The following is an 11,854-nucleotide window of genomic DNA, read 5'->3' as shown; positions in this document are numbered from 1 at the left end:
CCACAAGTGACTGCGGGCCAGGTCCAGATCGTCTTGATCCGGTTCAGGGAACAGGCGTCATCAGCGAGGACCACGATTGATCGAAGTTCGAGGGCCTGCGCAAGACGCTGGGCAATGTATCAAGACTAGGAAAGCCGGAAATGAGCAGCGCGATTACAAGAGGAACTCTTCAATCAATCTCCCTCACTTAATTGATTGTTTTCTATTACGAATAAAAAGGACAATTCTTTCGTCAGGGTCGTACCCACCCCCCACGTCCGCCGCCTCCATTCAGACCGCGAAGTTGAGCCCAGAGCGTGCCACATGGCCTCTCCATCGTGCGCGGCAGAGTTTTCCGATACGGATGCAAAAGAACCCCCTACCCGGTGACGGGCAGGGGCAGAACCGAAGGGAATCTTTTCAGGAAGAAGTCCTTCGAGCGTAACACCGGGCCCGGGATCTGTCATCTCGTGGGATTTGGCGCGGTGCCGTTTCTTGCAACGGCAGGAAGGGTTCATTCGGTGGTGTCAGACAGATTCGAACCGGTCTCCGCAAGGGCAGTATGGCTGTCCCTTATGCGACGCCAAAGCCTCGCCACTCGGCGAGAGCCGCGGCGCGGTTGGCCTTGAAGATGGCTCGGCTCGAGAGGCTGCGTTCCTGGTTGAAGTGGTTCGAGACGGAGGCATGGACGGCGGCGAATTTCTGCAGACTTCGCATGCGCCGGAACCGGAGCATGGCTCGTTCCCGTCGTCGGAACGGAAGATGTGAGTTTTCCGCCCGGTTGTTCTCCCAGCGGCCCATTTCCTGGCGGTCGACCATGCCGAGATCCCTCAAAGCAGCACCATATGACCGAAGCTTGTCCGTCACGATGATCTCGGGGCGGCCATGCTTCTGCATTGCTTTTCTGAGGAATTTCAGTGCCGCCTTCTTGTCGCGGGTCTTCGTGACGAAGCTCTCCAGGACCTCGCCCTCGTGATCGACAGCCCGCCAAAGGTAATGCCGCTCCCCGTTGATCTTCACGAAGATCTCATCGAGATGCCACCGCCAGCGGCTCGATTTCATACTCCCGATCCGGCGCTTCCGGATCTCGGCGGCGAACATCGGGCCGAACCTGTTCCACCAAAACCGGACCGTTTCGTGGCTGATCTCGATGCCGCGCTCGTGCAAAAGATCCTCCACGTTGCGGAGCGACAGGGGAAATCGGACGTACAGCATCACCGCCAGGCGGATGATTTCGGGGCTACTGTGAAAGCCCTTGAACGGGTCAGGTTTGATCATGTTCCGACGCTACGAGGCCGCCCGGCCCGTCTCAACCGAAATCCTTCTGACCGCACCTTCGCCGTTGATCTTCACGAACACCTCGTCAAGGTGCCAGCGCCATTGCGGACCGGACCGCAGTCGCTCGGCCCGTCTCGCACGGATCTCGGAAGCGAACATCGGGCCAAAGCGGTTCCACCAGAAACGAACGGATTCGTGACTGATCTCGATACCGCGTTCGTGCAGCAGGTCCTCGACATTCCGGAGCGACAGGGGAAATCGGACGTACAGCATCACCGCCAGGCGGATGATCTCAGGACTGCTGTGAAAGCCCTTGAACGGGTCAGACTTGATCATGTTCCGACGCTACGAGGCCGCCCTGCCCGTCTCAACCGAAATCCTTCTGACAGGACCGGGCACGACAGTCGCGGCGAACTTCGGTGGCCTGGTCCAATCGGTGGGTTCCACATGGATGATGACCGCACTCACTTCGTCACAAAGCTTGGCGGCGCTGGTCCACGATGTCGCTGCAATCGAGGCGGGCAGTGTGCTCGACCGACCCGGCAAATCTGCGTTGTCACGCACGGGCGGAATTGAACGACACGGCACACCTTTCCGAAAATATTCCAGCATTTGAATTGATTATAATCAATGCCGCGAATCTCTCGGCCTGCCATTTTGACCGAATGCAATGGTTCGCCCGCCTTCTTCCCGGCCTTTTCTTGGCTCTTGCGCTTCTCCTGCCGGAGCAAGCAGCAATGGCGCATGGTGCCGGTGACAACGCCCGTGTCGAGGTCGTCACGCCCGATATGGGCGGGGCCGAAACGCATTGCCCGGAAGCTGCGGACTGCCCGTGCTGCCCAGAGGGCGATTGCGGCGACTGTCTACTTTGCCCCACATCCTCTAGCTGGTTCCTTGACGAGCACGGACCCGTTGCTGTCGGCCTGCGGCCGATGATGATCCCCGCCTTCCTGTGGATGCCGAGCCAGCGACCGCACAAACCCGCCGCCCATCTTCGCCCCGGACCGCGCGCGCCCCCGCTTCATCCAGTCGTTTCCAAACGCGCGACAAGGGTTGATCACGTCCGTCGCGCCGATCTTCGCATAACCCTCGTTACGCTTGATAAATTGCAAGCATGGCAAGGGAAATCTGCGGTAGATCTTAGGGCGACCGACTGAGGACGCCTGACAATGTACATAGTTAGACTGATTTCTTTCCTTCTGGTCCTGCTCCTCTCGGGTTTACCCGCACTGGCAGAGCCGGTCCTGTCAAAATTCCTCAACGAAACGCCGGCGTCGGAACTGGTGGACGGAGCCGATGCCTATGCACCGATACAGCAGGACCACCCCGTCGCGGGAGTGCTAAAGGCTGGCGAAACCGTCGGCTGGGCCTTCGTAACCTCGGATTTCGTCTCGACCACCGGCTATTCCGGCAAGCCGATCCATACGCTGGTCGCCGTGGACAAGGACGCCCGCGTGATCGGTGCGCGGTTGGTCAAGCACTCCGAACCCATCGTCCTGATCGGTATTCCCGACTCGAAGATGAAGGCTCTTGTCGAGGGCTATATCGGCCTCGACCTCGTGGCCGAGGCCGATTCCGGCGGCACGGCGCATGAGCTAGACATCATCTCGGGCGCGACGGTCACGGTCATGGTGATCGATGACTCGATCGTGCGCTCTGGCCTCAAGGTCGCGCGCGCTCTCGGCCTTGGCGGGCTGAAAGTTGAGGCCGCCGCGCAGGGTCCACGCTTTGAATTCAACCCCGAAGCCCCTGCCGCGCGCGACTGGATGACGCTCGAAGGGGACGGCACCCTGCGTCGACTGTCGCTGGATGTGGGACAGATCAACGCCGCCTTCGCGGCCATGGGCGACCCGCGCGCCGCCGCGCGCGCGCTGACCGAAGCCCCCGAAACCACCTTCATCGAGATGCAGGCCGCGCTTGTCTCTCACCCCGCCATTGCAACCGCGCTGCTCGGCGCTGCCGAGGCGGAGAACCTTGCAAATTGGCTGGAAGAGGGCGAGCACGCGGTCGCCATCGTGGGCCGCGGACTCTACAGCTTCAAGGGGTCCGGCTATGTGCGCGGCGGCATTTTCGACCGGATCGTGTTGATCCAGCACGACGTGTCGGTGCGCTTCCGCGACCGGATGCACAAGCGCATCGTCGGCCTCGCCCCCGAGGATGCGCCGGAATTTCTCGAAGCCGATCTATTCAAGATCCCCGCCGATGTCGGCTTCGATCCGACACAGCCGTTCCGCATACAGTTGCTTGTGCAGCGCGAAGTGGGCGCCATCGAAAAGGTCTTTACGACCTTCGATCTCGGCTATCAGATCCCGGCCAGCTATCTGCGCGCCGTGGCGGCACCTGCCGCCTCCGAAATGCCCGATGCAGTGGTCGAGGTGACGGATCAGGACGAAAGCGCGGCCCATCAGGCGCTTTGGAAGCGGATCTGGGACGACAAGACCCCGCAGATCGTGGTGACCGCGGCGATGTTGGCGGTGCTGACGCTGGTGTTCTTCTTCCAGAACTTCACGACGCGGAATGCGCGCGCCTTCTTCTGGTTCCGGATGAGCTTCCTTGCCGTGACGCTGGTCTTCCTTGGTTGGTATTCGAACGCGCAGCTTTCGGTGGTGAACCTGATGGCCTTGTTCGGAGCGCTTGTCTCGGGCTTTTCCTGGCAGGCATTCCTGCTCGACCCGTTGACCTTCATCCTGTGGTTCGCGGTCGCCGCCGCGCTGCTATTCTGGGGACGTGGAGCCTATTGCGGCTGGCTCTGCCCTTTCGGCGCACTGCAAGAGATCAGCAACCGCATCGCTCGCGCACTGCATGTGCCGCAATTTACGCTGCCCTGGGGCCTGCATGAACGGCTCTGGCCGCTCAAATACATGATCTTCCTCGGTCTCTTCGGCGTGTCGCTGATGTCGATCGAACAGGCCGAGCATCTGGCCGAAGTTGAGCCGTTCAAGACGGCCATCGTGCTGAAATTCGTCCGCGCCTGGCCTTTCGTCGCCTATGCCGCCGCGTTGCTCATGGCGGGGCTGTTCGTCGAGCGGTTCTACTGCCGCTATCTCTGTCCTCTGGGAGCGGCGCTGGCGATCCCCGCCCGTCTGCGGATGTTCGACTGGTTAAAGCGCTACAAGGAATGCGGTAACCCCTGCCAGACCTGCGCCAATCAGTGCCCGGTTCAGGCGATCCATCCGACGGGAGAGATCAACCCCAATGAATGCGTGAACTGCCTGCATTGCCAGGTTCTCTACCAGTCCAAGACCATTTGCCCGGTCGTCATCAAGAAGATGAAACGTCGCGAAAGCGTCGGCGCAGCCCCCGCGCCGCGCAACCTGACCGGGCATCCCAACAACCTGAAACCCCAAACCCTTGAATGAAAGGACGAGCCATGTCTGAAGAACCAAATACGGGGATAACTCGCCGGGGACTTCTCTGCGCCACCGCAACCGGGGCCGCATTGGCCAGAACACTGGGCGGGCGCGCCGCCCTGATGGGCGGGGCCGTCGGTGCCGCCACGCTGGCCGGCACCTCCGCTGCCCGCGCCGCAGTCGAGGTCGCGCCAGGGCAACTCGACGAATATTACGGCTTCTGGTCCTCGGGCCAGAGCGGCGAGATGCGCATCCTCGGCATCCCCTCCATGCGCGAACTGATGCGGGTACCGGTGTTCAACACCTGCTCGGCGACCGGCTGGGGCATCACCGACGAGTCGAAGAAGATCCTCACCGAGGGCCTGACCGAGAAGACGAAGAAATACCTCGCCGCGAACGGTCTCGAATTCCCCAAGAACGGCGACCTGCACCACGTCCACATGTCCTTTACCGAGGGTAAGTATGACGGGCGCTTCCTGTTCATGAACGACAAGGCCAACACCCGCGTCGCACGGGTGCGCTGCGACGTGATGAAAACCGACAAGATCATCGAGATCCCGAACGCCAAGGGCATCCACGGTCTGCGCCCGCAGAAATGGCCGCGTACCAACTATGTCTTCGCGAATGGCGAGGACGAGGTGCCGATGGTCAATGACGGCAAGATCCTCGACGATCCGTCGCAATACGTGAACTTCTACACGGCGATCAACGCCGATGACATGACGATCGCCTGGCAGGTGATGGTCAGCGGCAACCTCGACAACACCGATGCGGACTACGAGGGAAAATACGCCTTTTCGACGTCCTACAACTCGGAAATGGGGATGACCCTGGCCGACATGACGGCGGCGGATATGGACCATGTCGTGGTCTACAATATCGCCGAGATCGAGAAGGGCATCGCCGAGGGTGACTTCACCGAACTGAATGGCGTCAAGGTGATTGACGGCCGCAAGGGTAGCGAGAAGAATTACGTCCGTTACATCCCGGTGCCGAACAACCCGCACGGCTGCAACATGGCGCCTGACAAGATCCACCTCTGCATTGCTGGCAAGCTGTCGCCCACCGTCTCGGTGATCGACGTGCGCAAGCTGGATGACGTGTTCTACAACGGCGCCGATCCGCGCAGCGTCGTGGTGGCGGAGCCGGAACTGGGCCTTGGTCCGCTCCACACCGCATTTGACGGTCAGGGCAACGCGTTCACCACGCTGTTCCTCGATAGCCAGGTCGTGAAATGGAACATCGAGAAGGCGGTGAAAGGCGAAGACCCGATCATCACCAAGTCGGACGTGCACTACCAGCCCGGTCACAACTCGACCGCCGAGGGCGAGACGCTTGACGCGACGGCGAAGTACTATCTGTCGATGAACAAGTTCTCGAAGGACCGCTTCCTCAACGTCGGCCCGCTCAAGCCCGAGAACGAGCAGCTTTTCCTTATCGAGGGCGACAAACTGACGCTAGTCCATGACGGCCCGACCTTCGCCGAGCCGCATGACTCGATCCTGGTGCATGCCTCCAAGGTGAACCCGCTTTCGGTCTGGAACCGCAACGACCCGATGTGGGCCGATACCCGCAAGCGGGCCGAGGCGGATGGCATCGATTTGGACGACTGGCAGGATACGGTTATTCGCGACGGCAACAAGGTCCGGGTCTACATGTCGAGCCAAGCGCCGCAATTCGCGCTGGAAAGCTTCACCGTTAAAGAAGGCGACGAGGTGACGGTGATCGTGACCAACCTCGACGATATCGACGACCTGACCCACGGCTTCACCATGGGCAACCACGGCGTCGCGATGGAGATCGGGCCGCAGGCGACATCGTCCGTGACCTTCACCGCCGCACAGCCCGGCGTCTACTGGTATTACTGCCAATGGTTCTGCCACGCGCTGCATATGGAAATGCGCGGTCGCATGTTTGTCGAACCGAAGGACGCCTGATCCATGCTGTCCCGTCTGGCCCTGATCCTTGCGCTGCTCACCTCTCTGCCCGCGACGGCAGAGCAGATGCGCGTGCAGCCGGGGCCAGACGCCTTGAAATCGGCCATCGCCGGAGCTCATGCTGGCGATGTCCTTCTCCTTGCTCCGGGCCGTTATCCCGGCGCCGTCACGATCGACCGCAGCGTGGCCCTTGACGCTGCGGACGGCGTCGTGATCGACGGCCTGGGGCAAGGCACCGTCCTGACCATTGCCGCGCCGAATGTCACGGTGCGCGGCGCGACAATCACCGGATCGGGACTGGACGGACTGGAACTGGATGCCGGGATCAAGATACTCAAAGGAGCGGACAGGGCATTGGTCGAAGGCAACCATCTCGTCGGCAACCTGCACGGGATCGACGTTCACGGCGGTCGCGATGCGCGTGTTGTCGGCAACCGGATCGAGGGCACGCAGAACCCAAAGATGAACGACCGAGGCAACGGCATCTATGTCTGGAACAGCCCCGGCGCGGTGATCGAGGGCAACGAGGTGCGCTTTGGGCGCGACGGCATCTTTGCCAATGCGTCACGCAAGAACATCTTTCGCAACAATACGTTCCGCGATCTGCGCTTCGCCGTCCACTACATGTATACTAACGATTCCGAAGTCACCGGAAACGTTTCGATCGGCAACCATCTGGGATTTGCGATCATGTTCTCCGACCGGGTTGAGGTGCGCGACAATCTCAGCCTCGGGGACAGGTCGAACGGCGTCATGCTGAACTTCGCCAATGGCGGCGAAGTCTCGGGCAATTTGGTGCGCGGCGGGCCCGAAAAGTGCCTCTTCATCTATAACGCGCACAAGAACCTGATTTACGACAACCGCTTCCAGAGCTGCGATATCGGCATCCATTTCACCGCCGGGTCAGAGCGCAACGTACTGACCGGGAACGCCTTCCTCGCCAATCGCGAGCAGGTGAAATATGTTGGCACCCGCCACACGGAATGGAGCTTCGAGGGGCGCGGCAATTTCTGGTCGGACCACTCCGCCTTCGACCTGAACGGCGACGCGATCGCCGACAGCGTGTTCCGCCCGAACGATTTGATGGATCATATCCTGTGGTCCCAACCCGCCGCTTCGCTGCTCACTGGTTCTCCGGCCGTGCAGTTGGTGAGGTGGTCACAATCCTCTTTTCCTGCGATCCTGCCGGGGGGCGTTACGGATAGTTTCCCCCTGATGCGACCGCTGGAGGTTCCCGTGCCCGACGCGCTGGCCTCTGAAGAGGCCGCCATTGCCGGACGCTGGGCGAAAGGTCAGACAGATGACATCGACATTGACGATCACGCATCTCACTAAGCGCTTTCAGGGCGTCGAGGCCCTGACCGATGTGAGCCTGAGCGTCGCACCCGGCGAGCGAGTCGCGCTCTTGGGTCACAACGGCGCGGGGAAATCGACGATGATGAAGGTCATCCTCGGCCTGATCCCGGCGACCTCGGGCGATGTCACCGTTTGCGATGCAGCGCCCGGCTCGCCCGCAGCACGGCGTCAGGTCGCCTATCTGCCGGAAAACGCGGCCTTTCACCCTGCCCTGACTGGCGAAGAACAGGTGCGCCATTACCTGCGCCTGAGGGGCGAGGATGCTCGGCAGGCGCTGCCGCTGCTGGCACGGGTCGGGCTGCATGACGCTGCGCGCCGGAGGATCGGAACCTATTCCAAGGGGATGCGCCAGCGCGTCGGCCTTGCACAGGCGCTGATCGGGCACCCCCGTCTGCTGGTGCTGGACGAGCCGACCTCGGGCCTCGATCCGGTTTCGCGGCGCGAATTCTATGCGCTGCTCGACGAACTCGCAGCGGAGGGGGCGTCGATCCTGCTGTCCTCCCATGCCCTGACTGAGGTAGAGGCGCGAACCGACCGCATTCTGGTCCTGTCGAAAGGCCGACTCGCCGCTTCAGGCACGCTGGTCGATCTGCGCCGCGAGGCAGATCTTCCGGTCGTGCTGCATGTGACGGCGCGCAATGGCTACGCCTCCGACATCGCAGAGGCCCTGCCCGGCGCGATCCGGGTGGGCGCGGCGCTGCATCTGACCTGCCCGCAATCGGACAAGCTGGCCGTTCTCGGGCGGATCACCGGGCTGGGCGACAAGGTGGCCGACCTCGAAGTGCTGCCACCCAGCCTCGAGGATATCTACAGCCATTTCAGCAGGGGGACCGTGTGATGAGACGGGTCATCTCGACCGCAACGACCGAATTCCGGATCGCCCTGCGCAACCGCTGGGTGGCGATCGCGCTCGTGCTGATGGCGGTGTTCTCGCTCGTGCTGACGCTCGCCGGATCGGCCCCGACCGGAGGGCTGGGGGTAGACCGGCTTTCGGTCACGGTGGCGTCGCTGACCTCGCTTTCGGTTTATCTCGTGCCTCTGCTTGCCCTTCTGATGAGCTTCGACGCCATCGCCGGAGAGGCCGAGCGCGGGACCCTGCCCCTGCTTCTCACCTACCCGGTCTCGCGCGGCGAGGTACTGGTCGGCAAGCTCATCGCGCATCTGGCCATTCTTGCGGTCGCGGTTCTCCTTGGCCACGGGCTTGCGGCCTCGGTGTCGATTTCGGGCGATGCGGCGGCGACCTCGGGCCTGCCCGCGCTTTGGCGGCTGTCCTGGTCCTCAATCTTGCTGGGCGCCACGTTTCTCGGCGTGGGCTACGCACTCTCGGCACTGTCTCGCCGCCCCTCCGGCGCTGCGGGTCTGGCGATCAGCCTCTGGCTCGGCCTCGTGGTTCTCTATGACCTCGCTTTGCTGGCTGTCATCGTGGCGGATAATGGTGGCTGGTTCACCACCGAGGCATTCCCCTTTGCGCTTCTGGCCAACCCGGCTGACGCCTTCAGGCTCTACAACCTGTCAGCCTCGGGGGCGGCGACAACCGCGGCAGGCATCGGGGGCGCGGCGAATGCGATCCCCGCCTGGCAATCGCTCTTCTCCATCCTCCTGTGGCCGCTGGCGGCGCTCATGCTTGCCGGCGCCGCGTTCCGAAAGGTAACGCCATGAAACGCGCGCTGATTCTTCTGCTCTTCCTTGCCGCGTGCAAGGAAGAGGTCGCCCAGAACATCGACCCGGTCGCCCTCACCGAAGAAGCGGTCGGCCATTTCTGCCAGATGAACCTGTTCGAACATGAGGGCCCGAAGGCGCAGGTTCATCTTGAGGGTCTGCCAGGCACGCCACTGTTCTTCAGCCAGGTCCGCGACGCGGTGGCCTATCAGCGCCTGCCTGAACAGAGCCATCCGATCCTCGCCATCTGGGTGAACGATATGGGCGCGCCCGGCGCCACCTGGTCGGAGCCGGGGAACGAGAACTGGATCGACGCGAAAACCGCGCATTACGTCATCGGCTCATCTTGGGACGGCGGCATGGGCGCGCCGGAACTCGTGCCCTTCGCCGAACACGAGGCCGCGCTTGCCTTTGCGGCCGAGCACGGAGGCACGGTCACCCGCCTCGACGCCATCCCTGATGACGCGGTGATCGCGCCGGTCAGCACGGCAGAGGGCGAGGATCCCGAATTCGAACACCGCCTGAAGGCATTGTCTGACAAGACAGGGGGTTGAGATGCTGAACCGTCGCCGTTTCCTTACCATTGCCGTGGTCGCCAGCCTGCCTCCCGCAATCGCCCATGCCGAAACGCATGTTGAAACCGGGATCGCACTTGGCGCCCGCGTGAGCCTGAGACTGTCCCACCCCGAAGCCCCGGCACTCGCCGCGGCGGCCATGGGCGAAATCCGCAGGCTCGAAGCGATTTTCAGCCTGTATCAGACGGACTCGGCACTCGCGTGTCTGAACCGAGACGGAAGTCTCCAGAATCCGCCATTCGAACTGCTCGACTGCCTGACGCTTGCGGGCGCGGTGCATCGCGCAAGCGGAGGGCGTTTCGATCCTACCGTGCAGCCGCTCTGGCTTGCCGAGGCGCGGGCGACATCACGCCGCCGCTCACTCTCGCCCGCCGAGCGCGCAGATGCCGTGGCGCTCACTGGCTGGCGGGACGTTCGGCTGAAGTCCACGGGAATCACGCTGCGCAAGGGGCAGGCCCTGACGCTGAACGGTATCGCCCAGGGCTATATCGCGGATCGGGTGGCGGGTTTTCTCGCGGCACGGGGCCTAACGCGCGCCCTGATCGACACCGGAGAGATGGTGGCCCTTCCCGAGGGCGACTGGCCCGTGCAGCTGCCATCGCGGGAACGGCTGGCGCTCTCAGGGCGGGCGCTTGCCACCTCTGCGCCGCAAGGGATGACCTTCGGCGACGATGGCCGACGCAGCCATATCCTCGATCCGGTCAGCGGCCATCCGGTAGACTCTCGGTGGCGCGCTGTCAGCATTTCAGCCCCGTCCGCGGCCTTGGCCGATGCGCTATCGACCGCGGCATGCCTGACCGACGGCCCGGAAGAGTTGAAAACCCTTTGCGCGTCCTTCCCTGCCGCCAATCTCGTAACTGCCATCCCAACCTGAGAGAGGAAATTCCATGCTGTTTCGTCTGTCCCTGATCGTATCGCTTGGCCTTGCGGCCCCGGTCTTTGCCGGAGATGCCGAGAAGGGCGAAGAATCCTTCAAGAAGTGCAAATCCTGCCATTCGATCATCGGACCCGGTGGCGAAGCCATAGTGAAGGGCGGCAAGACCGGCCCGAACCTGTTCGGCATCGCTGGTCGCGCCGTCGCCTCCGCCGAGGGGTTCAGCTATGGCGACGGTATTCTCGCGGCACAGGCAGCAGGCATCATCTGGGACGAGGAGAACCTTACCGCCTATGTCTCCGACCCAACCGCATGGCTGCGTGAGGTGACCGAGGATGACAGCGTCAAGTCGAAGATGAGCTTCAAGCTGAATAAGGGCGCCGACGACATCGCCGCCTATCTGGCGAGCCTGAACTAGGGTGCTGTCAGACGGATTCGAACTCGTCTCCACAAGGGCAGTAACACTGCCTCTTATCCCGCGCAGAGACCGCGCCACTCAGCGAGAGCGGCGGCGCGGTTCTTCTTGAAATTCGCTCTCGAGTAGAAGCTGCGCTCCGAGTTGAAATGGTTGAAGATCGAGGCATGGACGGCGACGAATTTCTGCAGACTTCGCGTCCGGCGGAACCGAAGCATTGCCCGCTCCCGTCGTCGGAAAGGCAAGTGGGAATTCTCTGCCCGGTTGTTCAACCAACGGCCGCTCTGCTGCAGATTTGCGGCACCGATCGCCTTCAAAGCCGCGCCGTAGGACCGAAGCAGATCGGTGACAATGGCCTCGGGACGGCCGTATCGCCGCATCGTTTTCTTCAAGAATTTCAAGGCCGATTTTCTGTCCCGCGTCTTTGTCAC

General features: G+C 62.3%; 12 protein-coding genes and 1 pseudogene. 10 read left to right on the top strand and 3 right to left on the bottom strand.

Features of this window, described 5'->3' with window-relative positions; genetic code table 11:
- Positions 1–552: 552 nt before the first annotated feature.
- Positions 553–1,257 (bottom strand): IS6 family transposase, encoded by a 705-nt coding sequence (locus KTQ37_RS16270; RefSeq protein WP_218631567.1) that lies wholly within the window; start codon positions 1,255–1,257, stop codon positions 553–555.
- A gap of 57 nt (positions 1,258–1,314) precedes the next feature.
- Positions 1,315–1,593 (bottom strand): annotated as a pseudogene (locus KTQ37_RS17035) (IS6 family transposase); the annotation flags it as partial.
- Here KTQ37_RS17035 and KTQ37_RS16260 point away from each other — a divergent pair.
- From KTQ37_RS16260 to KTQ37_RS16215, 10 genes are read left to right on the top strand one after another with little or no spacing between them, the layout of a single operon-like run.
- On the top strand, positions 1,592–1,873 hold the full coding sequence (locus tag KTQ37_RS16260; protein ID WP_218631566.1) for an MFS transporter: 282 nt from the start codon (positions 1,592–1,594) through the stop codon (positions 1,871–1,873). The pseudogene KTQ37_RS17035 and the gene KTQ37_RS16260 overlap by 2 nt on opposite strands.
- Positions 1,830–2,414 carry a hypothetical protein gene (locus tag KTQ37_RS16255; RefSeq protein ID WP_218631565.1) on the top strand — a complete coding sequence of 195 codons (585 nt, stop codon included), beginning with the start codon at positions 1,830–1,832 and terminating at the stop codon, positions 2,412–2,414. The genes KTQ37_RS16260 and KTQ37_RS16255 overlap by 44 nt, the downstream gene beginning before the upstream one ends.
- Positions 2,415–2,426: 12 nt before the next feature.
- Positions 2,427–4,616 (top strand): NosR/NirI family protein, encoded by a 2,190-nt coding sequence (locus tag KTQ37_RS16250; RefSeq protein WP_218631564.1) that lies wholly within the window; start codon positions 2,427–2,429, stop codon positions 4,614–4,616.
- Between the two features lie 11 nt (positions 4,617–4,627).
- Positions 4,628–6,544, top strand: a complete 1,917-nt coding sequence (gene nosZ, locus KTQ37_RS16245) for a TAT-dependent nitrous-oxide reductase (RefSeq protein WP_218631563.1) — start codon at positions 4,628–4,630, stop codon at positions 6,542–6,544.
- Between the two features lie 3 nt (positions 6,545–6,547).
- Positions 6,548–7,879, top strand: a complete 1,332-nt coding sequence (locus KTQ37_RS16240; protein WP_218631562.1) for a nitrous oxide reductase family maturation protein NosD — start codon at positions 6,548–6,550, stop codon at positions 7,877–7,879.
- Positions 7,845–8,738: an ABC transporter ATP-binding protein gene (locus tag KTQ37_RS16235; protein WP_218631561.1), complete on the top strand. Its 894-nt coding sequence runs from the start codon at positions 7,845–7,847 to the stop codon at positions 8,736–8,738. The genes KTQ37_RS16240 and KTQ37_RS16235 overlap by 35 nt, the downstream gene beginning before the upstream one ends.
- Complete coding sequence (locus tag KTQ37_RS16230; RefSeq protein WP_218631560.1) at positions 8,738–9,559, top strand: ABC transporter permease; 822 nt, start codon at positions 8,738–8,740, stop codon at positions 9,557–9,559. Before KTQ37_RS16235 ends, KTQ37_RS16230 begins: the two co-directional genes overlap by 1 nt.
- Positions 9,556–10,113, top strand: coding sequence for a nitrous oxide reductase accessory protein NosL (locus KTQ37_RS16225; RefSeq protein ID WP_218631559.1), 558 nt, complete (start codon positions 9,556–9,558; stop codon positions 10,111–10,113). Before KTQ37_RS16230 ends, KTQ37_RS16225 begins: the two co-directional genes overlap by 4 nt.
- Position 10,114: 1 nt before the next feature.
- Positions 10,115–11,008: an FAD:protein FMN transferase gene (locus tag KTQ37_RS16220; protein WP_218631558.1), complete on the top strand. Its 894-nt coding sequence runs from the start codon at positions 10,115–10,117 to the stop codon at positions 11,006–11,008.
- Positions 11,009–11,021: 13 nt separating this feature from the next.
- Positions 11,022–11,426, top strand: a complete 405-nt coding sequence (locus KTQ37_RS16215) for a c-type cytochrome (protein ID WP_218631557.1) — start codon at positions 11,022–11,024, stop codon at positions 11,424–11,426.
- Between the two features lie 53 nt (positions 11,427–11,479).
- On the opposite strand, the gene KTQ37_RS16210 is transcribed toward KTQ37_RS16215, so the two are convergent.
- Positions 11,480–11,854 (bottom strand): DDE-type integrase/transposase/recombinase (locus tag KTQ37_RS16210; protein WP_218631556.1); only part of this gene is annotated, 375 nt, incomplete at its 5' end.

The sequence above is a fragment of the Sedimentimonas flavescens genome (assembly GCF_019264375.1).
Lineage (GTDB): Bacteria > Pseudomonadota > Alphaproteobacteria > Rhodobacterales > Rhodobacteraceae > Rhodobacter > Rhodobacter flavescens.
Note: the sequence above shows the minus strand (reverse complement) of the source record. Positions and strands in the feature narration are given on the sequence as shown.

What these genes read in the sequence shown, in the direction of transcription:
- KTQ37_RS16230 (WP_218631560.1), top strand. Translation starts at nt 8,738, where the DNA reads ATGAGACGGGTCATCTCGACCGCAACGACCGAATTCCGGATCGCCCTG.
- nosZ (WP_218631563.1), top strand. Translation starts at nt 4,628, where the DNA reads ATGTCTGAAGAACCAAATACGGGGATAACTCGCCGGGGACTTCTCTGC.
- KTQ37_RS16220 (WP_218631558.1), top strand. Translation starts at nt 10,115, where the DNA reads ATGCTGAACCGTCGCCGTTTCCTTACCATTGCCGTGGTCGCCAGCCTG.
- KTQ37_RS16240 (WP_218631562.1), top strand. Translation starts at nt 6,548, where the DNA reads ATGCTGTCCCGTCTGGCCCTGATCCTTGCGCTGCTCACCTCTCTGCCC.
- KTQ37_RS16225 (WP_218631559.1), top strand. Translation starts at nt 9,556, where the DNA reads ATGAAACGCGCGCTGATTCTTCTGCTCTTCCTTGCCGCGTGCAAGGAA.
- KTQ37_RS16235 (WP_218631561.1), top strand. Translation starts at nt 7,845, where the DNA reads ATGACATCGACATTGACGATCACGCATCTCACTAAGCGCTTTCAGGGC.
- KTQ37_RS16260 (WP_218631566.1), top strand. Translation starts at nt 1,592, where the DNA reads ATGTTCCGACGCTACGAGGCCGCCCTGCCCGTCTCAACCGAAATCCTT.
- KTQ37_RS16270 (WP_218631567.1), bottom strand. Translation starts at nt 1,257, where the DNA reads ATGATCAAACCTGACCCGTTCAAGGGCTTTCACAGTAGCCCCGAAATC.
- KTQ37_RS16250 (WP_218631564.1), top strand. Translation starts at nt 2,427, where the DNA reads ATGTACATAGTTAGACTGATTTCTTTCCTTCTGGTCCTGCTCCTCTCG.
- KTQ37_RS16215 (WP_218631557.1), top strand. Translation starts at nt 11,022, where the DNA reads ATGCTGTTTCGTCTGTCCCTGATCGTATCGCTTGGCCTTGCGGCCCCG.